The organism is Betaproteobacteria bacterium (assembly GCA_016720925.1).
GTDB lineage: Bacteria > Pseudomonadota > Gammaproteobacteria > Burkholderiales > Usitatibacteraceae > UKL13-2.
In genome coordinates, this window is the sequence record JADKJR010000001.1 from 203,827 (window position 1) to 228,554 (window position 24,728).

Genomic DNA, 24,728 nt, shown 5'->3' on the forward strand with positions numbered 1-24,728 from the left:
CCTACGATTTTGGCTGGTCTTGATTTGAATTTTGAAGTGCAGACTTTGAGCTTTTTGCGGACATCCGCCAAAGGTCCCCATGCATCAAGGCATGCTCGTATTTTGCGCAGGTCATGGCTCATCTACCGGTCACCACCTTTCGGCGCTGTGTCGCGACGCATCGAGGCGACCACAAGGTGCAGGCTTGCTCCTGTCTCGATCAGTTATTCGCGATGGCCTTTGCACAATTGACCGCACGCGAGTCGCTGGGCGACATCGAACTCAACCTGCGTGCGCGGTCGACACGGCTGTATCACATGGGCTTTCGCAGCAAAACGGTTTCCCGCAACATTCTGGCCAATGCGAACGCGACCCGGCCTTGCCAGATCTACGCAGACTTCGCGCTATACTTGATCGGCATCGCCCCCGTTGTATGCCAACGATCCACTCGGCAAGGAATTCAAATCCTTGATGGGCGCCACCGTCTACGCTATGGATTCGACCACGATCGATCTTTGCCTGTCGCTGTTTGTCTGGGCACTGTTTCGCTCCACCAAGGCGGCGATCAAGCTGCACACGCTGATTGTCCTGCGCGGATCGATCCCGAGCTTGATTCACATCAGCCACGGCAAGATGCACGATGTTCGCCTGCTCGATTGGCTCGCGGAGCAAGGCTTGCTTGAAGCCGGTGCCTACTATGTCACGGACAAGGCCTACGTTGATTTCGCCAAACTGTATTGGTTGAACGCAGCCCGCGCCTTCTTTGTCAACCGCGCCAAGGACAACCTGCAATGCCAAACCGTTCGGCGCAAGGCGGTCAACACCCTCACCGGCCTGCGCAGCAATCATCAGGTGCGGCTGACCGGCGCAGTGTCTTGCAAGCGTTACCCGGACATCCTGCGCCTCGTGGTCTACTTCGACGAAGATACCGGCAAGACATTCGAATTCTTGACCAACAACCTGTCGCTGCCCGCGCTGACCATCTGTGCGATGCACAGGCAGCGTTGGCAGGTCGAATTGTTCTTCAAATCGATCAAGCAACACTTGCGCATCAAGTCGTTCTTTGGCGCCAGCGAGAATGCGGTCAAGACGCAGACATGGGTCGCCATTTCCACCTACGTGCTGATCGCGATCGTCAAGAAACGGCTGCACGTGGATCATTCCCTGCAAGAAATCTTGCGCGTGTTGAACCTGAACATGTTCCAAACCACTCCAATACCCGCCTTGCTCAAGCCCTCGTTCGAACCAGGCCAGCCGCCGATCATTCCAATTCAGGGAAACTTGTTCTGAACGTCGGGAGACTAGTGTAGTGCTTCATTCTGTTTGGAACTTAAGCGGCTATTGGCGCGAATAACTTTTGCGAGGATGTCATTTGCTTTGGCGGTCCACACAAACGGCTTAGGATTTTTGTTATGCAATGCGAAGTATTCCTTGATGGCTTTGATCAGTTCGGCGATGTTGCGAAATACGCCGTTGCGAAGGCGCGTGGTGGTGTCGCGAAAGAACCGCTCGACCATATTGAGCCAGGACGCCGAGGTGAGGGTGAAATGAATATGGAACCGGGGATGATTTGCGATCCACAGCGTGACCTTCGAATGGTTGTGCGTCGCGTAGTTGTCGCGCGTCAGAAGAAGCGCGAGGTGTGGCGGCGTCTCACGATCGATTTGGTGCAGGAAGTCGAGCCATTCGATATGGCGGTGGCGCTGGGCGTAACGGGAGTAGACCGCGCCGTCGAGCATGCTCACGGCGGCAAACTAGGTGGTGGTGCCGTGGCGCTTGTAGTCGTGCGTCATGGTGGCGGCGCGTCCGGGCTTCATCGGCAGGCCGGGCTGGGTGCGGTCGAGCGCTTGTAACTGGCTTTGCTGGTCGCAGCACAGCACCAGCGCGTGCTCGGGCGGGGACATGTACAGGCCGACGATGTCTTCGAGTTTCGCGACGAACCTGGGATCACGCGACACCTTGAATTGCTTTGTCCGGTGCGGCTTCAAACCGCGCTGCGTCCAAATGCGCTGGATGGTGGTGTCGCTCACTCCGGCCACCGCCGCCAGCATGCGCGTGCTCCACTGCGACGCGCCTTCCGGCGTGGTCTGCGTGGCCTGGCGCACGATCTCAACTGGATCGGCCATCGGCTTGCACCTGCCGCGCGGCAAGTCTTGATCGATGGCCTTGAGTCCGCCAGCGGCATAGCGCGCGCCAGCGCCCCACTTGCACACGACCCACGTCGAGCATTTCGCCCATGTCGTGGTTGTCGAAACCGCCCGCCGCCAGCAGCACGATGCCTGCGCGCCGCGCCAACCTCACTTCCGCAGTGTTCGAATGCGCCAGCCTCACCAGCTTTTCCCGCTGTATGTCGTCCAGTTCAATCGCACTTGCCTCTCGCATCACCGCCTCCAAAGCGCATCGAATAGTTCTTGGTATAAGCCAATGCCCATTAGTTCCATTAACTTGTTGAGGTAAACCGCCGGCTCTGCCGGGGGACTCCTCAAGGTTTGACCTTTACGACGGTCACTGTGAATCTCACGTCTCGACCAAGAGACAGGAGATTTACCGATGAAAGAACATGAGAGCCTGTGCCATAACAGATGGGACTGTAAGTATCCCGTGGTGTTCATACCCAAGAGGCGGAAGAAACGGATTTTTGGGCCGTTAAGGAAACACTTGCCTGAGATGATCCGGGAGCTGGCGCAGCACAAGGAATCGCGGATTGTTGAGGGCATGTGATGCCGGATCACGTGCACATGTGCATCAGCATTCCGCCGAAGTACGCGGTATCGAATGTGGTGGGGTATTTGAAGGGAAAGAGTGCGATCACGATTGCACGGAAGTTTGGTGGAAGGTCGCGAAATTTCACTGGCGAGGTATCCTGGGCGAGAGGCTATTTTGTTTCGACGGTCGGGCTGGATGAAGAAATGGCAAGAGCCTACACTCGCGACCAAGAGCAGGAAGATGAACGTTTTTGATCAGATGAAGCTGGAACTATGAACAGCCGTCAAGGGCGGCTCACGACGTAATGGCGCCATTGAGGCGCTCACCCAATGGGCCCCCGGCTATGCCGGGGGTCATTTAACTACGAAGCACTACACTAGTGTGGCCGTTCATACTCTTAAGATAGACTGTCTTTACCCCGTATAGTTGATAGGCTCACTCGGATTTACGTTTGACCTTTGGCCAAGAAATATGGATAATGCTGGGTTCCGTGGAGAGGTGGCCGAGTGGTTAATGGCAGCAGACTGTAAATCTGCCCTCTTACGAGTACGCTGGTTCGAATCCAGCCCTCTCCACCAAGGTTTCACGGGCAGGTGAACAGAAGTGAATTTGCGGGTGTAGCTCAATGGTAGAGCAGAAGCCTTCCAAGCTTACGACGACGGTTCGATCCCGTTCACCCGCTCCACTTATTTGATCGTTTGCTGAGGAATGCAAACGAGCGTTTGGGCGCCAGGCAAGGCGTAAGCGTCCGCCGTGTACGCGTTTGTTCACAAGGACGATTGCAACGCCGCATGGTGTCCAAAAGCGAAGTTCGATGCTCTTGTAGCTCAGTGGTAGAGCACTCCCTTGGTAAGGGAGAGGTCACGCGTTCAATCCGCGTCAAGAGCACCAGTTTTTGTACTAGTTCGTAGAATCATCAAGTTATTCTTCAGATCTCATTTTAGTTTTCGCGAGGACAGAAAATGGCAAAAGGCAAGTTTGAGCGATCGAAGCCGCACGTGAACGTGGGGACGATAGGGCACGTTGATCACGGCAAGACGACGCTGACGGCGGCGATGACGATGGTATTGGCGAAGAAATATGGTGGCGAGGCGCGAGCCTACGACCAGATTGACGCGGCGCCGGAAGAAAAGGCCCGCGGCATCACCATCAACACCGCGCACGTCGAATACGAGACCGCCAACCGGCACTATGCGCACGTCGACTGTCCGGGCCACGCGGACTATGTGAAGAACATGATCACCGGCGCCGCGCAGATGGACGGCGCCATCCTGGTGTGCTCGGCGGCCGACGGCCCGATGCCGCAGACCCGCGAACACATCCTGCTCGCCCGCCAGGTTGGCGTACCGTACATCATCGTATTCCTGAACAAATGCGACATGGTTGACGATGCCGAGCTTCTGGAACTGGTGGAGATGGAGGTACGTGAACTGCTGTCCAAATACGAATTCCCCGGCGATGACATCCCGATCATCAAGGGAAGTGCGCTGAAAGCCATGGAAGGTGACACCGGCGAGATGGGTGAAGGCGCCATCATGAAACTTGCCGAAGCGCTCGACACCTACATTCCGATGCCCAAGCGCGCCCTGGACGGCGCCTTCCTGATGCCGGTCGAAGACGTATTCTCCATCTCCGGTCGCGGCACCGTGGTGACGGGCCGTATTGAACGCGGCATCATCAAGGTCGGCGAAGAAATCGAGATCATCGGACTCAAGCCCACCCTGAAGACCATCTGCACCGGCGTTGAAATGTTCCGGAAGCTGCTCGACCAAGGGCAAGCGGGCGACAACGTCGGCATCCTGCTGCGCGGCACCAAGCGTGAAGAAGTCGAGCGCGGCCAGGTATTGGCCAAGCCGGGCTCGATCACCCCGCACACGGACTTTGAAGCCGAGATCTATGTTCTGAGCAAAGACGAAGGTGGCCGTCACACCCCGTTTTTCAACGGCTATCGTCCGCAGTTCTACTTCCGCACCACCGACGTGACCGGCGCGCTGCAACTGCCAGCTGGTACCGAGATGGTGATGCCGGGAGACAACGTCAAGATCAATGTGCAGCTGATCGCGCCGATTGCGATGGAAGACGGGCTGCGCTTCGCGATCCGCGAAGGTGGCCGTACCGTCGGCGCCGGCGTGGTGTCGAAAATTATCAAGTAGGGAAATTAGGCCAGTAGCTCAATTGGCAGAGTGACGGTCTCCAAAACCGTAGGTTGGGGGTTCGAGGCCCTCCTGGCCTGCCAGATAAAGAAAGAAAAGGAAAAACTGCGGCGGGATCGGTTGCATGTGCGACCGGTACCCCAAGGTAAGCCGGATGAAAGATAAAATTCAAATCACCTTAGCCGTATTGCTGGCGATTGCAGGCTTGGCAGCGTTCTATTGGTTGTCGGACAAGCCGATGATTGCGCGCGTTGGGGCGATGTTCGCCGGATTTATTCTGGCTGGCGTCGTGGGTTGGTTTACGGAGCCCGGGCGCGAGTTTGTGCAATATGCCAAGGAATCCATCGAAGAAGCCAAGAAAGTTGTTTGGCCGACTCGCAAGGAAACCATGCAATCAACCGGCATGATCTTCGTGTTTGTATTTGTGATGGCCATGTTTTTATGGGCCGTTGACTGGAGTCTGACTTTTGTCCTGACGAAATTTATCGGACACGGAGCGTAATGATGCGTTGGTACGTTGTGCACGCTTATTCCGGACAGGAAAAAAGTATTCAAGCCGCCCTGATCGAACGCATCAAGCGTTCGGGCATGGCTGATAAATTTGGTGATGTGCTGGTACCGACCGAAGAAGTTGTGGAAATGAAAAGCGGTGCGAAATCGCTTTCAGAACGCCGCTTTTTCCCCGGTTACATCCTGGTGCAAATGGAAATGACCGACGAAACATGGCATTTGGTCAAGAGTACGCCGAAAGTAACGGGATTCATTGGCGGCACGGGCAACCGGCCCACGCCGATTTCGCAGAAGGAAGTGGATTCCATTCTGAATCAGGTGAAGGAAGGCGTCGAAAAGCCGAAACCCAAGGTGCTGTTTGAAGTCGGTGAAAACGTTCGTGTTAAAGACGGTCCGTTTGTCGATTTCAACGGTAACGTTGAGGAAGTGAATTACGACAAATCAAAGATCCGCGTGTCAGTGCTGATCTTTGGTCGCCCGACACCGGTGGAGCTGGATTTCGGGCAAGTCGAGAAACAATAGATTTTTATGGATGATGGGTTGCAACCCACCATCATCGGCAGCAATTGAAGTGGTTGTGCAATATTGGAATCTAAGCGGGGAGAGCGCCGTAAAACCGGTGTTCGATTGAACCCAAGGAGTTAGACATGGCAAAGAAAGTCATCGGCTATATCAAGCTGCAAGTGCCGGCCGGAAAGGCGAATCCATCGCCGCCGATCGGTCCCGCGCTGGGCCAGCGCGGATTGAACATCATGGAATTCTGCAAGGCGTTTAACGCGCAAACGCAGAAACTGGAACCGGGTCTGCCGATTCCCGTGGTGATTACCGCATTTGCGGACAAATCCTTCACCTTCATCATGAAAACGCCACCCGCGTCGATCCTGATCAAGAAGGCTGCCAAGGTTGAAAAAGGCAGCAAGGTTCCGCATACCGACAAGGTGGGCAAATTGACCCGCGCACAGGCGGAAGAGATTGCAAAAATGAAGATGCCAGACTTGACCGCGGCTGATCTGGACGCAGCCGTCCGCACCATCGCCGGGAGTGCACGTTCAATGGGTATTGATGTCGAGGGAGTACGCTAATGGCTGCCATCACCAAACGTCAAAAAGCGTTCGCCGGTCTTGTCGATCACAACAAGAACTACGCGGCGACTGATGCGATCGAACTCGTCAAGAAAACAGCAACCGCCAAGTTCGATGAATCTGTCGACGTCGCGATCAATCTTGGCATTGATGCCAAGAAGTCGGATCAAGCGGTACGCGGTTCCGTCGTGCTGCCGCGCGGCACCGGCAAAAGCGTTCGTGTCGCGGTGTTTGCTCAAGGCGCGAATGCTGAAAAGGCCAAGGCCGCAGGTGCGGAAATCGTCGGCTTCGACGACCTCGCCGAGAAAATCAAGGGTGGCTTCATGGATTTCGACGTGGTTATCGCCACGCCGGACGCCATGAAGGTGGTCGGTGCGCTGGGTCAGGTTCTCGGCCCGCGCGGCCTGATGCCGAACCCGAAAGTAGGCACGGTGACACCCAACGTTGAGCAGGCAGTGAAAAATGCCAAGGCGGGCCAGGTGCAATATCGTGCTGACAAGGCCGGCATCATTCAATGCACCATTGGTCGTGCGTCGTTCCCGACTGAAGCGTTGAACGAAAATCTGTCCGCGTTGATCGCGGCGGTAAACAAGGCCAAGCCGGCATCCTCGAAGGGCATTTACCTGAAGAAGGTTTCGGTTTCGTCAACGATGGGCGTGGGCGTTCGGGTCGAACCTTCGGCGTTCGCTGCCAACGTTCAGCAGCAATAGTTTTTTGATACAAGTCCCTCGTTGGCGTGATTGGTAGACAACGAGGGCAGTTCTTTGGGCCCGGCAATCAGCGTATCGATTGTCCGGGGTTGTCAAAGACCGTAGGAATCCGAGGCCTCAGCAATATCGGGTCAAGGGTTTAATCGGCAGCAATGTTGTCCTACGCAGATGGCGGTCCCCAGTACGAATTCAGTTTGTTGACGAGTGAAAATTCTTCAGCGGGCGCGTTCAGACAAAAGGTCGCTATGTCGGTGTGAGTGTGTCAGTTGGCGCATTCATTCATCAACGTAAAGGAGATCAAACGTGAGTTTGAATCTGGAAGGAAAGAAAGAAGTCGTCGCGGAAGTCATCGCCAATGTGGCGAAGGCCCAGACGATGGTGCTCGCCGAGTATCGGGGTACCACGGTCGCGGAATTGACCAAGTTGCGCAGCGAAGCGCGTGCGAAGGGCGTCTATATGCGTGTTCTCAAAAACACGCTGGCCCGTCGTGCCGTGCAAGGAACACCTTTCGAGGTGGTTGCTGGCAAGATGGTCGGTCCGTTGATTTACAGCTTTTCGGAAGACGCGGTTGCCGCGGCCAAGGTCGTCAATGACTTTGCCAAAGGCAAGGAAAACTTCGTCATCATGGCAGGTGCATATAGCGGCAAGGCTTTGGACAAGGCGGGCGTGCAATCGCTGGCCAACATCCCCAGCAAGGAAGTGCTGCTCGCGCAACTGCTGGGCCTCATGCAGAGCCCGGTGTCGCGGATGGCGCGCGTGCTGGCGGCATTGGCCGAGAAAAGATCCGAAGGCGTTGCGGCTTAGTTTTGCCGTGTACCCCCTGCTCAATCCCATTCAACTTTTCATAGGAATTTTCAATAATGGCATTCGATAAAGACGCATTCCTGGCCTCGCTGGACACGATGTCGGTGATGGACCTGAACGATCTGGTTAAAGCGATCGAAGAGAAATTTGGTGTTTCCGCCGCGGCGATGTCCGCGCCGGCTGCTGCTGGTGCTGCTGCGCCGGTCGCGGAAGAGAAGACCGAATTCAACGTGATGCTGATGGAATTTGGCGCTAACAAGATCAATGTGATCAAGGCTGTTCGCGAGATCACCGGTCTGGGCCTGGCCGAAGCCAAGGCATTGGTCGAAGGTGCACCGAAAGCGGTTAAAGAAGGTGTCAATAAAGCTGACGCTGACGCGATCGCCAAGAAGCTCACCGACGCTGGTGCAAAGGCTGAACTGAAGTAAACAAACTTGGTGCTGTGCAAGCCGCTCCCGCCCGGGTCTACCCAGGCGGGAGTTGGTTTCTAAGGGCCAAAAGAACTAAACCCTAGCATCTACGCGGTCTCCATGGCATAAATGCCTGAAACGCCGCGCCAGTGCTTGAGTTTGACATCCGCGGTAGTGCGTACCGTGAGAGGTCAAAGCAAAGCGATTGAATGTTCAACACGCTTTGCTTTGTCTTCTGAAACGACTGCAGAAGACTAGTTTGGTCGGGCAATTTCCCAATTGCTGTCAGCCACAGAAGGGTAGCGGCCCTTCGCCACACTTGACGTCGTCAGAGGCTTGATGACGCCAGTCGAAGAACATTGACGCCGGTGTCTGCCTGCGAAAATCTTTCAACGTTCGGAGAAAATATGTCCCACCCCGTAGCTTCCCCTGCCTATACCTTTACCGAGAAGAAACGCATCCGCAAGAGTTTTGCGAAGCGCGCTAGCGTTCTCGATGTTCCCTTTCTCCTCGCTACGCAATTGAATTCGTACGCCGAATTCCTGCAAGCCGAGGTCGCGGTTGCCAATCGCAAGAACCAGGGGCTGCAATCTGCCTTCACGTCGGTTTTCCCGATCGTGAGTCATAACCAGTTTGCGCGCCTTGAATTCGTGAGCTATCAGCTCGGCCAGCCACCGTTTGACGTGTTGGAATGTCAGCAGCGCGGCCTCACCTATGCATCACCCTTGCGCGCCAAGGTGCGCTTGGTGATCATGGACCGCGAAGCGTCCAAGCCGACGGTGAAGGAATTGAAGGAGCAGGAAGTTTACATGGGTGAGATTCCGCTCATGACGTCTAACGGCTCATTCGTGATCAACGGTACCGAACGGGTAATTGTGTCCCAGCTGCATCGCTCGCCGGGCGTGTTTTTTGAGCATGATCGCGGTAAGACTCACTCTTCCGGAAAACTGTTGTTCTCCGCGCGCGTCATTCCCTACCGTGGATCATGGCTGGACTTCGAATTCGACCCGAAAGATTACCTGTATTTCCGCGTCGATCGCCGTCGCAAAATGCCGGTCACGATCCTGCTGAAAGCGCTCGGTTATTCCGCTGATCAGATCCTGCGCGAGTTCTTTGTGTTCGACGAATTCCACATCTCCAAGAAGGGTGAAATCGAACTCGAACTGGTCGCCGATCGTCTGAAAGGCGATATCGCCAAGTTCGACATCGTGTCGAAGGACGGCAAAGTGGTTGTGCAAAAGGACAAGCGAATTACCGCCAAGCATATTCGCGACATGGAAGCGGCCAAGATGAAGCGCTTGCCGGTCAATGACGAATATCTGGTGGGCCGGGTGCTCGCGACCAACATCGTGAATACCGAAACCGGTGAATTTGTTGCGACAGCCAACGAAGAACTGACAGAACTGTCGTTACGCAAGCTAATCGACGCCGGTGTGGAAACCATTTATACGATCTATACAAATGATCTCGATCAGGGTGGCTACATTTCCTCGACTCTGCGGGTCGACGAAACGGTGGATGCTCTTAATGCAAAGGTCGCCATCTATCGCATGATGCGTCCGGGCGAACCGCCGACGGAAGACGCCGTCAATGCCTTGTTCAATGGCCTGTTCTTCTCCGAAGAGCGCTACGATCTTTCTGCCGTTGGCCGCATGAAGTTCAACCGCCGCGTGGCGCGGGAAGAATTGACTGGGGCAATGACCTTGTCAACGGAAGATATCGTTGCGGTAATCAAAATCCTGGTTGAGCTGCGAAATGGCCGGGGCGAGATTGATGATATCGATCACCTCGGCAATCGTCGCGTGCGTTCGGTCGGCGAATTGGCGGAAAACCAGTTCCGCTCGGGACTGGTGCGCGTCGAGCGCGCGGTGCGTGAGCGCTTGTCGCAGGCAGAAGCCGAAAATCTGATGCCGCATGATTTGATCAACGCCAAACCGGTTTCGGCGGCAATCAAGGAATTCTTCGGGTCTTCGCAACTGTCCCAGTTTATGGACCAGACGAACCCATTGTCAGAAATCACCCATAAGCGTCGCGTTTCCGCATTGGGACCGGGCGGCTTGACACGCGAACGCGCCGGCTTTGAAGTCCGCGACGTGCATCCGACGCACTACGGTCGGGTCTGCCCGATCGAGACGCCGGAAGGTCCGAATATTGGACTGATTAACTCCCTCGCGCTCTATGCACGGGTGAATGAATACGGCTTCATCGAAACGCCTTATCGCAAGGTGCACGGTGGGAAAGTGGCCGGCGAGATCGAATACTTGTCAGCCATCGAAGAAGGCAAGTACGTTATTGCCCAGGCGAATGCGGAAACCGATAAATCGGGTCGCTTTGTTGACGAGCTTGTGTCATGCCGCAACAAGAACGAGTTCATGTTGTCGACACCGGACAAGATCGAGTATATCGACGTTGCGCCTGCACAGATCGTGTCGGTCGCCGCGTCGCTGATCCCGTTCCTGGAGCACGATGACGCGAACCGTGCCTTGATGGGATCAAACATGCAACGTCAAGCCGTTCCCTGCTTGCGTGCAGAAAAATCCCTGGTCGGTACTGGCATTGAACGTACCGTCGCAATGGACTCCGGCACGGCCGTACTGGCGCGCCGTGGTGGACGCGTTGATTTTGTTGATGCCGGACGCGTGGTGGTTCGTGTCAATGACAACGAAACGCAGCCGGGCGAAGCGGGCGTTGATATTTACAATCTGGTGAAGTATGTGCGTTCCAACCAGAACACCAATATCAACCAGCGTCCGCTGGTGAAGGTGGGCGACCACATTGCTCGCAATGACGTAATCGCTGATGGCGCGTCCACCGACATGGGTGAACTGGCGCTGGGACAAAACCTGCTGGTCGCGTTCATGCCGTGGAATGGTTACAACTTCGAAGATTCGATCCTGATTTCCGAGCGCATCGTTGCCGAAGACCGCTACACCTCTATCCATATTGAGGAATTGTCGGTCGTTGCGCGCGACACCAAACTGGGGCCGGAAGAAATTACGCGCGACATTTCGAATTTGTCCGAACGCATGCTTGGTCGGCTGGACGAGTCCGGTATTGTTTACATCGGTGCTGAAGTTGAGGCCGGCGACGTGCTCGTTGGCAAGGTCACGCCAAAGGGCGAAACGCAATTGACGCCGGAAGAAAAGCTCCTCCGCGCGATCTTCGGCGAAAAGGCGTCTGACGTAAAAGATACTTCGCTGCGCGTGCAATCGGGTATTTCGGGCACGGTAATCGATGTCCAGGTATTTACCCGCGAAGGCATCGTGCGCGACAAGCGAGCCCAGCAGATCATCGATGACCAGCTCAAGGATTACAAGAAAGACTTGGCCGATCAACTTCGTATTGTGGAAGACGATCTTTTCCAGCGCATCGAAAAAACACTGGTCGGCAAGATTGCCAAGGGCGGTCCAAAAAAGATTGCCAAAGGCACGAAGTTGACCAAGGCCTATCTGGAAGATCTGCCGCGGCACGATTGGTTTGATGTGCGTCTGACCGATGATGACGATGCGCGTCAGCTTGAATCGCAAAAGGAAGCGCTGGATCTTACGCGCAAGGAGTTCGACAAGGCATTTGATGAGAAGAAGCGCAAGCTTACCCAGGGTGATGAATTGCCGCCCGGTGTGCAAAAGATGGTCAAGGTGTACGTTGCGGTGAAACGTCGCTTGCAGCCTGGCGACAAGATGGCGGGACGCCACGGTAACAAGGGTGTGATCTCGAAGATTGTTCCGGTGGAAGACATGCCGTTCATGGCGGATGGTACGCCGATGGATATTGTGCTCAATCCGCTGGGCGTACCGTCACGGATGAATGTGGGCCAGATTCTCGAAACGCATTTGGGATGGGCGGCGAAGGGTCTCGGCCTGAAGATCGGCGCGATGCTGAAGGCGCATGAGAATGCCGCCAAGGTACGCAAATTCCTCGACAAGGTCTACAACACTAGCGGCAAGAAGGAAGACCTGGGTTCACTCACCGATGATGAGGTGATGGAATTGGCCGGCAATCTCTCCAATGGCGTGCCGTTCGCGACACCGGTGTTTGACGGTGCAGCCGAAGAAGAGATACGCGGGATGCTTGATCTTGCGTACGATGAAGAGACGACCAAGCGGCTAAAGCTCAACGCGACCAAGACGCAGGTGACCTTGCACGATGGTCGCAGTGGTGAGCCCTTCGAGCGCGAAGTGACGGTCGGCTATATGCACATCCTGAAACTGCATCACCTCGTTGACGACAAGATGCATGCGCGTTCGACTGGCCCGTACAGCCTGGTCACTCAGCAGCCGCTGGGCGGCAAGGCACAGTTCGGTGGTCAGCGCTTCGGCGAAATGGAAGTTTGGGCGCTTGAGGCCTACGGTGCGTCTTACACACTGCAGGAAATGCTGACCGTCAAGTCTGACGATACCGCGGGCCGCACCAAGGTGTACGAAAGCATCGTCAAGGGCGAGCACAAGATTGAAGCCGGCATGCCGGAATCGTTCAACGTGCTGGTCAAGGAAATCCGTTCGCTGGCCATCGATATTGATTTGGAGCGCTACTGATCGTGTCTAGGCAGGGCCATCTGGTGGCCTTGCCTGGAACCTCAATCCGCCCAATCAAACATCTGGAGAAAACATGAAAGCTCTACTCGACTTATTCAAGCAAGTCACGCAGGAAGAAGAATTCGATGCAATCAAAATCGGGCTTGCCAGCCCGGAAAAGATCCGCTCTTGGTCATATGGTGAAGTGAAGAAGCCGGAGACCATCAACTATCGCACTTTCAAACCGGAACGCGATGGCTTGTTCTGTGCCAAGATTTTTGGACCAATTAAAGATTACGAATGCTTGTGTGGCAAATACAAGCGCCTGAAACACCGTGGCGTAATTTGCGAAAAATGCGGCGTTGAAGTGACCTTGTCCAAAGTGCGTCGCGAGCGCATGGGCCATATTGAATTGGCGTCGCCGACCGCGCACATCTGGTTCCTGAAATCGTTGCCTTCGCGCTTGGGTATGGTGCTCGATATGACGCTGCGTGACATCGAACGCGTGTTGTATTTTGAAGCATTCGTCGTGACTGACCCCGGCATGACACCGTTGAACAAGTGCCAGTTATTGACCGAAGATGATTATCTGGCCAAGGTCGAAGAGTACGGCGACGATTTTCACGCGGCAATGGGCGCCGAAGGCATTCGTGAATTGCTGCGCAAGCTCGATCTTGCTCATGAGATGGACCAGTTGCGCAAGGATTTCGGCAATACCGGATCCGAAGCGAAGATCAAGAAAATCGCCAAGCGCCTGAAAGTATTGGAGGCGTTCTCCAAATCCGGCATCAAGCCCGACTGGATGATTATGGAAGTATTGCCGGTGTTGCCGCCGGATTTGCGTCCGCTGGTGCCGCTCGATGGTGGCAGGTTTGCAACCTCTGACCTGAATGATCTCTATCGGCGCGTGATCAACCGTAACAATCGCCTGAAGCGTCTATTGGAACTGAAGGCACCGGAAATCATCGTGCGCAACGAAAAGCGCATGCTGCAGGAGGCCGTGGATTCATTGCTGGATAACGGTCGTCGTGGCAAGGCCATGACGGGGGCCAACAAGCGCGCGCTGAAATCGCTCGCTGACATGATCAAGGGCAAGTCGGGTCGTTTCCGCCAGAACTTGCTGGGTAAGCGCGTCGACTACTCGGGCCGTTCCGTGATCGTGGTGGGACCAACGCTGAAATTGCATCAGTGCGGCCTGCCAAAAAAGATGGCGCTGGAATTATTCAAACCATTCATTTTTCACAAACTGGAAGTGCTTGGCGCAGCCACAACTATCAAAGCGGCAAAGCGCATGGTGGAAGCCGAGGAACCGCTGGTTTGGGACATTCTGGAAGACGTAATCCGCGAACATCCGGTCATGCTGAATCGCGCGCCGACGCTGCATCGTCTGGGCATCCAGGCGTTTGAGCCTGTGTTGATTGAAGGTAAGGCTATCCAGTTGCATCCCCTCGTTTGCGCGGCGTTCAACGCCGACTTCGACGGTGATCAAATGGCTGTGCACGTCCCGATTTCGCTGGAAGCGCAAATGGAGTGCCGCACCTTGATGTTGGCCTCAAACAACGTGCTTTTCCCGGCGTCAGGCGAGCCATCCATCGTACCTTCGCAGGATATCGTTCTTGGGCTTTACTACATGACCCGTGAAAGGGTCGCCGCCAAGGGCGAAGGTTCATTGTTCATGAACGTTGCCGAAGCGCAACGCGCTTACGATTGCGGTGAAGTTGCATTGAACGCAAAGATCCAGGTACGCATCCAGGAAACCGACAAGGACGAAAAGGGCGAAATCATTTCGCGCGTAAAGCGTTATGAGACCACGGTCGGCCGCGCTATTCTGTCTGAAATCATGCCGCCCGGATTGCCATTTCCTTTCATCAATAAGGCGCTGAAGAAGAAGGAAATTTCCAAGATTATCAATGCTGCGTTCCGCCGTTGTGGCATTCGTGAGACGGTGATCTTTACTGACCAGTTGATGTACACCGGATTTACGTATGCCACAAAAGCAGGACTATCGATTTCCATCGATGACATGCTAGTGCCCAAGCAGAAGAAGGACATTATCGCAGCCTCCGAGAACGAAGTGAAAGAGATCGAGGCGCAATACACGTCGGGACTTGTCACGCAAGGTGAGCGCTATAACAAGGTCGTGGATATCTGGGGCCGCGCAGGCGACCAGGTTGCCAAGGCGATGATGGAACAGCTTGGATCTGAGCCAGTCACCACACGTGACGGCAAAGTGACTACGCAGGAGTCCTTTAACGCCATCTACATGATGGCGGACTCGGGAGCGCGTGGCTCGGCGGCGCAAATCCGGCAGTTGGCTGGCATGCGCGGTTTGATGGCTAAGCCGGATGGTTCGATTATCGAGACGCCGATCACGGCGAACTTCCGCGAAGGCCTGAACGTGTTGCAGTACTTCATTTCGACCCACGGTGCGCGTAAGGGCCTGGCTGATACCGCATTGAAGACCGCGAACTCCGGATATCTCACGCGTCGCCTGGTCGATGTGACACAGGACCTGGTGGTTACCGAGAACGATTGCGGTACCAGCAATGGTCTGGCCGTCAAAGCGTTGGTCGAGGGCGGCGAAGTCGTCGAAGCGTTGCGCGAACGAATTCTGGGTCGCGTTGCGGTTGGCGATGTGGTCAATACGGACAGCGGCAAGACCATCATCAAAGCCGGCGACATGCTTGATGAGGATGCAGTGGACGCGATTGACGCCGCCGGTATTGACGAAGTAAAAGTACGCACGCCACTTACCTGCGATACGCGCTTTGGCCTTTGCGCCAAGTGTTACGGCCGCGATCTTGGCCGTGGCTCAATGGTAAACGTGGGCGAGGCAGTCGGCGTGATTGCCGCGCAGTCGATTGGCGAACCCGGCACGCAGTTGACGATGCGCACGTTCCACATCGGTGGCGCCGCGTCGCGTACTGCGGTAGCGTCGAGCGTTGAGGCCAAATCCTCGGGCCTGGCGCGCTTCACGACAGGCTTACGTTTTGTCTCCAACGCGCGGGATGAAATGATCGTCATTTCGCGCAACGGCGAAATCATTATCACGGAGGATAGTGGCCGTGAGCGTGAACGCCACAAAGTGCCATATGGCGCAACGCTGTCTATGAAAGAAGGTACGAAGGTCAAGGCCGGTCAGACGTTGGCTACCTGGGATCCGCACACGCGTCCAATCATCACGGAGTACGCCGGCGAAGTACGCTTCGAGAACGTTGAAGAGGGGGTTACGGTTGCCAAGCAGATTGATGAGACCACCGGGCTATCAAGCTTGGTCGTTATCGATCCGAAGCGTCGTGGTACTGCGGCATCCAAGGGTCTGCGCCCTGCGGTGAAGCTGATCGATGCGAAGGGCAAGGAAATCAAATTGGCGGGTTCCGATTCGCCAGTGAATATCACCTTCCAGATCAGTGCCATTATTACTGTAAAAAACGGCCAGCAAGTTGGTGTTGGTGAGGTCATGGCGCGTATTCCCCAGGAATCGTCCAAGACGCGCGACATTACCGGTGGTCTGCCACGCGTGGCTGAGCTGTTTGAAGCGCGTTCGCCGAAGGACGCGGGTTTGCTCGCCGAGGTTACTGGTACGGTGTCATTCGGCAAGGATACAAAGGGTAAACAGCGCTTGGTCATCACCGACTTTGATGGCATAGCCCACGAATACCTGATTCCAAAAGACAAGCACGTGACCCCGCACGATGGGCAGGTAGTAAACAAAGGTGAGACGATCGTCGACGGACCGCCAGATCCCCATGATATTTTGCGTCTGCAGGGCATGGAGGCGCTTGCACGTTACATAACCGACGAGGTTCAGGATGTGTACCGTTTGCAAGGCGTGAAAATTAACGACAAACACATTGAGGTAATTGTTCGTCAGATGCTGCGCCGCGTGTCGATTGTGGACAACGGTGATACCCGCTTCATCCCGGGCGAACAGGTAGAGCGCGCCGATGTCCTTGGCGAGAATGATCGTGTGCTGAAAGAGGGCAAGAAGCCCGCGAACTACCACTACATGCTCCTGGGGATAACCAAGGCGTCATTGTCGACGGATTCCTTCATATCGGCAGCATCCTTCCAGGAAACTACGCGCGTTCTGACTGAGGCGGCGATTATGGGCAAGCGGGACGATTTGCGCGGGTTGAAAGAAAATGTGATCGTCGGTCGTTTGATTCCTGCCGGGACTGGGTTGGCCTATCACCGTGCGCGCAAGAAAACTTCTCCGCGGCAACAACAATCCGGTGGAATGAGCTTCGGATTTGAGGAGGCGGAGTCCGTTATAGAGACCGAGCAGGTCGCCTAACTGCTTGTACTTGTTATGAAAGAATCCCCTTCATTTGTTGACAGTGGAGGGGTTCTTTTTCTATAATTGAAGGCTTTCCCCGATTTGCTCGCCGAATTTGCGACATGTCCGGGCAAAAATTCAACTGTACGTAGTCGAAAACACCTGTAAATGAACCCGAAATCGCCCGATCAGGCGGCTTCGAGCAGGAAACAATCTAGCCATTGAGAACTGAGCGGAAATAACGATGCCAACTATTAATCAACTTTTGCGCAAGCCGCGCTTGAAAGTTAAAACCAAGAGCAAAGTGCCGGCAATGCAAAATTGCCCGCAAAAACGCGGCGTATGTACGCGCGTTTACACTACGACGCCGAAAAAGCCGAATTCCGCTTTGCGGAAGGTGTGCAAGGTCCGTCTCACCAATGGCTTTGAAGTCATTTCGTATATCGGTGGCGAAGGTCACAATCTTCAAGAGCACTCGGTTGTGTTGATTCGCGGCGGTCGCGTCAAGGATCTGCCAGGCGTTCGCTACCACACCGTTCGCGGTTCTTTGGACACGGCTGGCGTGAAAGACCGTAAGCAATCGCGCTCCAAGTACGGCGCCAAGATGCCAAAAGCCGGCGCTGCAAAATAAACTGCACGTAAGTGCGCGCAAACTAATTTAGATTTGATAGGAAACAACTATGCCTCGTCGTCGCGAAGTTCCCAAACGCGAGATCCTGCCGGATCCGAAATTCAAGAGCACGGAAATTGCCAAATTCGTAAACGTGTTGATGAAAGCGGGCAAGAAGTCTGTTGCTGAGCAGATCATTTATCGTGCACTTGATCAGATTACGAAAAAATCAGGCAAGGATGCTGTAGAAATTTTCAATACTGCGATCAACGCCGTAAAGCCGATGGTGGAAGTCAAATCCCGCCGTGTCGGCGGCGCAAATTATCAGGTACCGGTCGAAGTACGTCCTGTTCGCCGCACTGCATTGTCCATGCGCTGGATTCGTGAAGCGGCACGCAAGCGCGGTGAGAAATCCATGGGCGCGCGCCTCGCGGGCGAATTGATGGATGCTGCGGAAGGTCGTGGTTCTGCCATCAAGAAGCGCGAAGAAGTTCATCGTATGGCTGAGGCGAACAAGGCATTCGCTCACTATCGCTTCTAGTTTTCCGAATTTTGCTCCGCAGGCCCACGAGGTGTGCGGGACCTGACTGAAGGGTATTATCGTGGCTCGCAAGACCCCCATCGAACGTTATCGCAATATTGGCATTTCTGCGCACATTGACGCAGGTAAAACCACAACCACTGAACGTATCCTGTTCTATACCGGTGTAAATCACAAAATCGGCGAAGTTCACGATGGCGCTGCCACCATGGATTGGATGGAGCAGGAGCAGGAGCGTGGCATTACGATTACATCTGCCGCGACGACTTGTTTCTGGAAGGGCATGGCGGGCAATTACCCTGAGCATCGCATCAACATCATTGACACCCCGGGGCACGTCGACTTCACTATTGAAGTTGAGCGCTCGATGCGTGTTCTTGACGGTGCATGCATGGTGTACTGCGCAGTGGGTGGCGTTCAACCGCAATCTGAAACCGTGTGGCGTCAGGCTAACAAGTACAAGGTTCCACGCCTTGCTTTCGTGAACAAGATGGACCGCACCGGGGCCAACTTTTTCAAAGTGCACGACCAAATGCGTGCGCGACTGAAAGCGAACCCGATTCCATTGCAAGTGCCGATCGGCGCGGAAGAGAATTTCAAAGGTCTCGTCGACCTGATCAAGATGAAAGCGATCGTGTGGAGTGAGGAAGACAAGGGCGTGACGTTTACCTACGGCCCTATTCCTGCGGACATGGAAGCAGTTTGTGCTGAGTGGCACAACAAGATGGTTGAGACTGCCGCTGAAGCCAATGAAGAATTGATGAACAAGTATTTAGAGGGTGGTGAGCTGTCGGAAGATGAAATCCGGGCGGGCATCCGCGAGCGCACGATAAAGTGTGAAATCGTGCCGATGCTGTGCGGTTCGGCCTTCAAGAACAAGGGCGTGCAGGCCATGCTGGATGCGGTTATTGATTTCATGCCTGCGCCAACGGATATTCCGCCGGTGAAGTGCATGGACGAAAACGACCAACCCACCACGCGCAGAGCGGACGATTCTGAAAAATTTTCGGCGTTGGCATTCAAATTGATGACAGATCCGTTTGTCGGTCAGTTGACTTTCGTACGTGTCTATTCCGGTATTTTGGCGAAAGGCGACACGGTATTCAATCCAATCCGCAGCAAAAAGGATCGTATCGGTCGTATCGTGCAAATGCACGCGAACAACCGCGTTGAGATAGATGAAATTCGTGCCGGCGATATTGCAGCATGCATTGGCATGAAGGATGTGACAACCGGTGAAACGCTGTGTGATCCGGATGCCATCGTCACGCTGGAGCGTATGGTATTTCCGGAGCCGGTAATTTCCCAAGCCGTTGAGCCGAAGACCAAGGTCGATCAGGAAAAAATGGGTATGGCGTTGAGCCGTCTCGCGCAAGAAGATCCGTCTTTCCGTGTGCGTACTGACGAAGAGTCCGGTCAGACCATTATTTCCGGTATGGGCGAATTGCATTTGGAGATTATCGTCGATCGGATGCGGCGCGAATTTGGGGTGGAAGCTACCGTCGGCAAACCGCAGGTGGCGTACCGCGAAACCATTCGCGGTACCGTGGAAAATGCAGAAGGCAAATTCGTCAAGCAGTCCGGCGGACGCGGGCAGTATGGCCACGTGGTGCTCAAGGTTGAGCCGCAGGAACCTGGGAAAGGCTTTGAGTTTGTCGATGCGATCAAGGGTGGTGTCGTTCCACGGGAATTTATTCCGGCTGTTGAAAAAGGTCTGCGCGAAACGCTCCCCGCCGGCGTTCTCGCAGGTTATCCGGTGGTAGATGTAAAGGTCACGCTGCACTATGGCTCCTACCATGACGTTGACTCGAACGAAAATGCGTTCAAGATGGCTGCGTCGATGGGCTTCAAGGATGGCATGCGGAAGGCGCAACCGGTGTTGCTTGAGCCGATGATGGCCGTCGAAGTCGAGACACCGGAAGATTACGCGGGCACCGTGATGGGTGATTTGTCGTCACGCCGCGGAATGGTGCAGGGCATGGATGACATTTCCGGTGGTGGTGGCAAAGTCATCAAGGCGGAAGTGCCGTTGTCGGAAATGTTTGGTTATTCGACGTCGTTGCGTTCGGCCACGCAAGGCCGTGCGACGTATACGATGGAATTCAAACACTACACTGAAGCGCCAAAGCACGTCGCCGAGGCGATTATCAACGCGAAAAAATAGTTTCTGGTATTTACGTTAATTACGAATTTGACGAGGTAAGAAAATGGCAAAAGGCAAGTTTGAGCGATCGAAGCCGCACGTGAACGTGGGGACGATAGGGCACGTTGATCACGGCAAGACGACGCTAACGGCGGCGATGACGATGGTATTGGCGAAGAAATATGGTGGCGAGGCGCGAGCCTACGACCAGATTGACGCGGCGCCTGAGGAGAAAGCCCGCGGCATCACCATCAACACTGCGCACGTCGAATACGAGACCGCCAACCGGCACTATGCGCACGTCGACTGTCCCGGCCACGCGGACTATGTGAAGAACATGATCACCGGTGCCGCGCAGATGGACGGCGCCATCCTGGTGTGCTCGGCGGCCGACGGCCCGATGCCGCAGACCCGCGAACACATCCTGCTCGCCCGCCAGGTTGGCGTACCGTACATCATCGTATTCCTGAACAAATGCGACATGGTTGATGACGCCGAGCTTCTGGAACTGGTGGAGATGGAAGTACGCGAACTGCTGTCCAAATACGAATTTCCCGGCGACGACATCCCGATCATCAAGGGAAGTGCGCTGAAAGCGATGGAAGGCGACACCGGCGAGATGGGCGAAGGCGCCATCATGAAACTAGCCGAAGCCCTCGACACCTACATTCCGATGCCCAAGCGCGCCTTGGACGGCGCCTTTCTGATGCCGGTCGAAGACGTATTCTCCATCTCCGGTCGCGGCACCGTGGTGACGGGCCGTATTGAACGCGGCATCATCAAGGTCGGCGAAGAAATCGAGATCATCGGACTCAAACCCACCCTGAAGACCATCTGTACTGGCGTGGAAATGTTCCGCAAACTGCTCGACCAGGGGCAGGCGGGCGACAACGTCGGCATCCTGCTGCGTGGCACCAAGCGTGAAGAAGTCGAGCGCGGCCAGGTATTGGCCAAGCCGGGCTCCATCACCCCGCACACGGACTTTGAAGCCGAGATCTATGTTCTGAGCAAAGACGAAGGAGGTCGTCACACCCCGTTTTTCAACGGCTATCGTCCACAATTCTACTTCCGCACCACCGACGTGACCGGCGCGCTGCAACTGCCAGCTGGTACCGAGATGGTGATGCCGGGAGACAACGTCAAGATCAATGTGCAGCTGATCGCGCCGATTGCGATGGAAGACGGGCTGCGCTTCGCGATCCGCGAAGGTGGCCGTACCGTCGGCGCCGGCGTGGTATCCAAGATCTTGAAATAAAAAATTCAAACGCCCAGCAAAAAATTCGCACAGTTAATATAATCGCCACCTGAATAGTTGGGTGGCGGCTAAAAGGAAAAGAGATGGCAACAGCACAACCCGCCAAGCAAAAAATCAGGATTCGTCTAAAGGCATTTGACTATCGCCTCATCGACCAATCCGCTGCGGAAATTGTCGAAACTGCGAAGCGTACCGGTGCCGTTGTCAAGGGGCCAGTACCCCTGCCAACAAAAATCGAGCGATTTGACGTGCTCCGTTCGCCGCACGTGAACAAGACCTCGCGCGACCAGTTCGAAATACGTACGCATTTGCGTCTGATGGACATCATTGATCCCACGGATAAAACCGTTGACGCCTTGATGAAGCTTGATCTTCCCGCGGGCGTAGACGTCGAAATTAAGTTGTAAGTAGTTGATTGTTATTGGAGGAGCGGCTATAATCGCGCCTCTTTGCCTGTGCAGGAATACACGCAGGCAAAACTGTAGTGACAGGTAGTACCGAAAAGGTACATTTGATTTGTTGGCCAATTGTAGCCGACACCCGATAAGCATTTGAATTAACATTGTTTTTCGGGCTAACTAGAAAGGATGTAAAGATGAGTCTTGGTCTCGTCGGCCGGAAGGTTGGCATGACTCGCATTTTTACGGATGATGGCACTGCCATTCCCGTAACTGTGCTGGACGTGTCAAACAACCGCATCACCCAAATCAAGACCCCCGACATCGATGGCTATTCGGCCGTGCAAGTAGCATTTGGCACGCGTCGCGCGTCGCGTGTGGCCAAGGCGCAAGCCGGCCACTATGCGAAAGCCGGTGTTGAAGCGGGTTCGGTCTTGAATGAATTCACCACCACTCCCGAAAAGCTGGCTGAGCTGAAGGTCGGCGCAACCCTGTCCGTGGAAATGTTCGCAGTTGGCCAAAAGGTCGATGTGTCGGGCACTACACTTGGAAAAGGTTTCTCCGGCGTAATCAAGCGGCATCACTTTTCGTCGAACCGCGCGTCGCATGGCAACTCCAAGTCGCACAATGTGCCGGGTTCGATCGGCATGGCGCAGGATCCAGGCCGCGTGTTTCCCGGCAAGCGCATGTCCGGTCAGCTTGGTAATGTGAATCGCACCGCGCAGCTGCTCGAAGTGGCGCGCATAGATGCTCCTCGCCAGTTGATTCTGGTCAAAGGGGCAGTCCCTGGCGCCAAGAATGGCACCGTGGTCGTTCGCCCAGCCGCCAAGACGCGTCTTGTCAAAGGGGAGACCAAATAATGGAACTCAAACTCATTGACGACAATGGTGCGGCCGCAGGTACCATGCCCGCGTCGGCCGAGTTGTTCGGTCGTGATTACTCTGAAGCGTTGGTACATCAGGTGGTGACCGCTTATCAGGCCAATGCACGTTCGGGCAACCGCGCGCAGAAGGGCCGTAGCGATGTTCAGAAATCCACCAAGAAACCATGGCGTCAAAAAGGTACGGGTCGTGCCCGTGCCGGTATGGCGTCCTCGCCCTTGTGGCGTGGCGGCGGCAAGATTTTTCCAAATTCGCCTGACGAGAACTTCACGCAAAAAGTAAACAAGAAGATGTATCGCGCCGGTATTGCCGCGATCCTTTCGCAATTGGTTCGTGAAGACCGCCTTTCAGTGGTGGACTCATTTGCCCTGGAAGCTCCGAAGACAAAACTGCTGGCCGCCAAACTGAAAAGCATGGGACTTGACCAGGTTTTGATCATCACCGATAGCCTCGAAGACAATCTGTATCTGTCGTCGCGCAACTTACCGGATGTAATGGTGCTGGAAGCCAAGCACGCGGACCCGGTCAATCTGGTGCGTTTTGCCAAAGTTGTGATGACCAAGGCTGCCGTCAAGCAACTCGAAGAGGTGCTCGCATGAGTATCCGGAATCAAGAACGTCTGTTGACCGTAGTGCTGCGTCCGGTTATTTCGGAAAAGGCCACCATGGTTGCTGACAAACGAAAACAAGTTGTGTTTGAAGTGCTGCGCGACGCGACCAAGGCTGAAGTAAAAGCGGCCGTTGAACTGCTGTTCAAGGACCAAAAGGTCGAAGTCGAAAGCGTCAACATTGTCAACCAAAAGGGCAAGGCGAAGCGTCATGGACGTTTCGAGGGTCGTCGCAATCACGTCAAGAAGGCTTATGTGTGCCTGAAACGTGACGCGGACGGCAACGCCGCCGACATCAACTTTGCCGAAGGGGCCGCATAATGGCACTCGTCAAAACAAAACCGACCTCACCAGGCCGCCGTAGCATGCTGAAAGTGGTCAATTCGGAACTGCACAAAGGCGCACCATTCGCCGCGTTGCTCGAGCCGCAATTCAAGCATGCAGGCCGTAACCACCATGGCCACATCACGACCCGTCATCAGGGCGGTGGTCACAAGCAGCATTATCGGATCATCGATTTCAAGCGCAATGACAAAGACGGTATCGTTGCAAAAGTTGAGCGTCTTGAGTACGACCCGAACCGCAGCGCAAACATTGCCCTGCTGTGCTACACGGATGGCGAGCGCCGTTACATCATTGCTCCCAAGGGTATTTCCGCTGGCGCACAGTTAGTATCAGGTGCAGAAGCGCCAATCAAGATAGGTAACACCCTACCTTTGCGCAATATTCCGGTTGGTTCCACGATTCACTGCATAGAAATGATGCCGGGTAAGGGCGCGCAGTTGGCGCGGTCGGCCGGGACTTCTGTCCAGTTACTTGCTCGCGAAGGTGTATACGCGCAGTTGCGACTTCGCTCCGGCGAGATCCGCAAAGTGCACGTTGATTGCCGGGCTACTATCGGTGAAGTTGGCAATGGCGAACATGGTCTGCGCGTGATTGGCAAGGCTGGCGCTAATCGCTGGCGTGGCTGGCGACCGACGGTACGGGGGATTTGTATGAACCCCGTCGATCACCCGATGGGCGGTCGGTCCAATGGTGGCGGTCACCCGGTTTCGCCGTGGGGCCAAAAAGCCAAGGGTTTGAAGACCCGTACAAATAAGCGCACGCAGAGCATGATTGTGCGCAGCCGTCATAAAGCGAAGTAAT

18 protein-coding genes, 4 tRNA genes and 3 pseudogenes are annotated in these 24,728 nt (G+C 55.0%); 24 read left to right on the top strand and 1 reads right to left on the bottom strand.

Annotated elements, in window-relative coordinates; translation table 11 throughout:
* Positions 1–113 precede the first annotated feature (113 nt).
* A pseudogene (locus IPP88_01005) lies at positions 114–1,269 on the top strand (IS4 family transposase).
* Positions 1,270–1,280: 11 nt separating this feature from the next.
* Here the strand turns inward: IPP88_01005 and IPP88_01010 are convergent.
* A pseudogene (locus IPP88_01010) lies at positions 1,281–2,361 on the bottom strand (IS630 family transposase).
* 168 nt (positions 2,362–2,529) lie between these two features.
* Here IPP88_01010 and tnpA point away from each other — a divergent pair.
* The 23 genes and pseudogenes from tnpA to rplB all read left to right on the top strand — a co-directional run bounded on the left by tnpA (position 2,530) and on the right by rplB (position 24,727).
* Positions 2,530–2,939, top strand: a pseudogene (tnpA, locus tag IPP88_01015) (IS200/IS605 family transposase).
* 238 nt (positions 2,940–3,177) lie between these two features.
* Positions 3,178–3,263 (top strand) — tRNA-Tyr (locus IPP88_01020).
* 33 nt (positions 3,264–3,296) lie between these two features.
* Positions 3,297–3,370: transfer RNA gene (locus IPP88_01025), tRNA-Gly, on the top strand.
* 131 nt (positions 3,371–3,501) lie between these two features.
* Positions 3,502–3,576: transfer RNA gene (locus IPP88_01030), tRNA-Thr, on the top strand.
* Between the two features lie 71 nt (positions 3,577–3,647).
* Positions 3,648–4,838, top strand: a complete 1,191-nt coding sequence (gene tuf / locus IPP88_01035; protein ID MBL0121353.1) for an elongation factor Tu — start codon at positions 3,648–3,650, stop codon at positions 4,836–4,838.
* A 7-nt stretch (positions 4,839–4,845) separates the two neighbouring features.
* Positions 4,846–4,921 (top strand) — tRNA-Trp (locus tag IPP88_01040).
* 71 nt (positions 4,922–4,992) lie between these two features.
* Entirely contained in the window at positions 4,993–5,340 is a 348-nt protein-coding gene (gene secE / locus IPP88_01045) for a preprotein translocase subunit SecE (protein MBL0121354.1), read from the top strand.
* A 2-nt stretch (positions 5,341–5,342) separates the two neighbouring features.
* Positions 5,343–5,870 carry a transcription termination/antitermination protein NusG gene (gene nusG / locus IPP88_01050; GenBank protein MBL0121355.1) on the top strand — a complete coding sequence of 176 codons (528 nt, stop codon included), beginning with the start codon at positions 5,343–5,345 and terminating at the stop codon, positions 5,868–5,870.
* Positions 5,871–5,995: 125 nt separating this feature from the next.
* Positions 5,996–6,430 carry a 50S ribosomal protein L11 gene (rplK, locus tag IPP88_01055; protein ID MBL0121356.1) on the top strand — a complete coding sequence of 145 codons (435 nt, stop codon included), beginning with the start codon at positions 5,996–5,998 and terminating at the stop codon, positions 6,428–6,430.
* Positions 6,430–7,140, top strand: coding sequence for a 50S ribosomal protein L1 (gene rplA, locus IPP88_01060; GenBank protein ID MBL0121357.1), 711 nt, complete (start codon positions 6,430–6,432; stop codon positions 7,138–7,140). Before rplK ends, rplA begins: the two co-directional genes overlap by 1 nt.
* 303 nt (positions 7,141–7,443) lie before the next feature.
* Positions 7,444–7,944 (top strand): 50S ribosomal protein L10, encoded by a 501-nt coding sequence (gene rplJ, locus IPP88_01065; GenBank protein ID MBL0121358.1) that lies wholly within the window; start codon positions 7,444–7,446, stop codon positions 7,942–7,944.
* 56 nt (positions 7,945–8,000) lie between these two features.
* Complete coding sequence (gene rplL / locus IPP88_01070; protein ID MBL0121359.1) at positions 8,001–8,372, top strand: 50S ribosomal protein L7/L12; 372 nt, start codon at positions 8,001–8,003, stop codon at positions 8,370–8,372.
* Between the two features lie 389 nt (positions 8,373–8,761).
* Positions 8,762–12,889 carry a DNA-directed RNA polymerase subunit beta gene (gene rpoB, locus IPP88_01075; protein ID MBL0121360.1) on the top strand — a complete coding sequence of 1,376 codons (4,128 nt, stop codon included), beginning with the start codon at positions 8,762–8,764 and terminating at the stop codon, positions 12,887–12,889.
* A 73-nt stretch (positions 12,890–12,962) separates the two neighbouring features.
* Entirely contained in the window at positions 12,963–17,165 is a 4,203-nt protein-coding gene (gene rpoC, locus IPP88_01080; protein MBL0121361.1) for a DNA-directed RNA polymerase subunit beta', read from the top strand.
* 226 nt (positions 17,166–17,391) lie between these two features.
* On the top strand, positions 17,392–17,778 hold the full coding sequence (rpsL, locus tag IPP88_01085) for a 30S ribosomal protein S12 (protein MBL0121362.1): 387 nt from the start codon (positions 17,392–17,394) through the stop codon (positions 17,776–17,778).
* 49 nt (positions 17,779–17,827) lie between these two features.
* Positions 17,828–18,298 carry a 30S ribosomal protein S7 gene (gene rpsG, locus IPP88_01090; protein ID MBL0121363.1) on the top strand — a complete coding sequence of 157 codons (471 nt, stop codon included), beginning with the start codon at positions 17,828–17,830 and terminating at the stop codon, positions 18,296–18,298.
* 61 nt (positions 18,299–18,359) lie between these two features.
* Complete coding sequence (gene fusA / locus IPP88_01095; protein ID MBL0121364.1) at positions 18,360–20,462, top strand: elongation factor G; 2,103 nt, start codon at positions 18,360–18,362, stop codon at positions 20,460–20,462.
* A 43-nt stretch (positions 20,463–20,505) separates the two neighbouring features.
* Positions 20,506–21,696, top strand: coding sequence for an elongation factor Tu (gene tuf, locus IPP88_01100; protein MBL0121365.1), 1,191 nt, complete (start codon positions 20,506–20,508; stop codon positions 21,694–21,696).
* A gap of 83 nt (positions 21,697–21,779) precedes the next feature.
* Positions 21,780–22,103: a 30S ribosomal protein S10 gene (rpsJ, locus tag IPP88_01105; protein MBL0121366.1), complete on the top strand. Its 324-nt coding sequence runs from the start codon at positions 21,780–21,782 to the stop codon at positions 22,101–22,103.
* Between the two features lie 188 nt (positions 22,104–22,291).
* Positions 22,292–22,954, top strand: coding sequence for a 50S ribosomal protein L3 (gene rplC / locus IPP88_01110; protein ID MBL0121367.1), 663 nt, complete (start codon positions 22,292–22,294; stop codon positions 22,952–22,954).
* Positions 22,954–23,574: a 50S ribosomal protein L4 gene (rplD, locus tag IPP88_01115; protein MBL0121368.1), complete on the top strand. Its 621-nt coding sequence runs from the start codon at positions 22,954–22,956 to the stop codon at positions 23,572–23,574. Before rplC ends, rplD begins: the two co-directional genes overlap by 1 nt.
* On the top strand, positions 23,571–23,903 hold the full coding sequence (gene rplW, locus IPP88_01120; GenBank protein ID MBL0121369.1) for a 50S ribosomal protein L23: 333 nt from the start codon (positions 23,571–23,573) through the stop codon (positions 23,901–23,903). The genes rplD and rplW overlap by 4 nt, the downstream gene beginning before the upstream one ends.
* Complete coding sequence (rplB, locus tag IPP88_01125) at positions 23,903–24,727, top strand: 50S ribosomal protein L2 (GenBank protein ID MBL0121370.1); 825 nt, start codon at positions 23,903–23,905, stop codon at positions 24,725–24,727. The genes rplW and rplB overlap by 1 nt, the downstream gene beginning before the upstream one ends.
* The last annotated feature ends 1 nt before the right edge of the window (position 24,728 follow it).

What these genes read in the sequence shown, in the direction of transcription:
- tuf (MBL0121365.1), top strand. Translation starts at nt 20,506, where the DNA reads ATGGCAAAAGGCAAGTTTGAGCGATCGAAGCCGCACGTGAACGTGGGG.
- rplC (MBL0121367.1), top strand. Translation starts at nt 22,292, where the DNA reads ATGAGTCTTGGTCTCGTCGGCCGGAAGGTTGGCATGACTCGCATTTTT.
- rpsG (MBL0121363.1), top strand. Translation starts at nt 17,828, where the DNA reads ATGCCTCGTCGTCGCGAAGTTCCCAAACGCGAGATCCTGCCGGATCCG.
- secE (MBL0121354.1), top strand. Translation starts at nt 4,993, where the DNA reads ATGAAAGATAAAATTCAAATCACCTTAGCCGTATTGCTGGCGATTGCA.
- tuf (MBL0121353.1), top strand. Translation starts at nt 3,648, where the DNA reads ATGGCAAAAGGCAAGTTTGAGCGATCGAAGCCGCACGTGAACGTGGGG.
- rpoC (MBL0121361.1), top strand. Translation starts at nt 12,963, where the DNA reads ATGAAAGCTCTACTCGACTTATTCAAGCAAGTCACGCAGGAAGAAGAA.
- rplK (MBL0121356.1), top strand. Translation starts at nt 5,996, where the DNA reads ATGGCAAAGAAAGTCATCGGCTATATCAAGCTGCAAGTGCCGGCCGGA.
- rpsL (MBL0121362.1), top strand. Translation starts at nt 17,392, where the DNA reads ATGCCAACTATTAATCAACTTTTGCGCAAGCCGCGCTTGAAAGTTAAA.
- nusG (MBL0121355.1), top strand. Translation starts at nt 5,343, where the DNA reads ATGCGTTGGTACGTTGTGCACGCTTATTCCGGACAGGAAAAAAGTATT.
- rplA (MBL0121357.1), top strand. Translation starts at nt 6,430, where the DNA reads ATGGCTGCCATCACCAAACGTCAAAAAGCGTTCGCCGGTCTTGTCGAT.
- rplD (MBL0121368.1), top strand. Translation starts at nt 22,954, where the DNA reads ATGGAACTCAAACTCATTGACGACAATGGTGCGGCCGCAGGTACCATG.
- rplW (MBL0121369.1), top strand. Translation starts at nt 23,571, where the DNA reads ATGAGTATCCGGAATCAAGAACGTCTGTTGACCGTAGTGCTGCGTCCG.
- rpsJ (MBL0121366.1), top strand. Translation starts at nt 21,780, where the DNA reads ATGGCAACAGCACAACCCGCCAAGCAAAAAATCAGGATTCGTCTAAAG.
- rplL (MBL0121359.1), top strand. Translation starts at nt 8,001, where the DNA reads ATGGCATTCGATAAAGACGCATTCCTGGCCTCGCTGGACACGATGTCG.
- rplB (MBL0121370.1), top strand. Translation starts at nt 23,903, where the DNA reads ATGGCACTCGTCAAAACAAAACCGACCTCACCAGGCCGCCGTAGCATG.
- rpoB (MBL0121360.1), top strand. Translation starts at nt 8,762, where the DNA reads ATGTCCCACCCCGTAGCTTCCCCTGCCTATACCTTTACCGAGAAGAAA.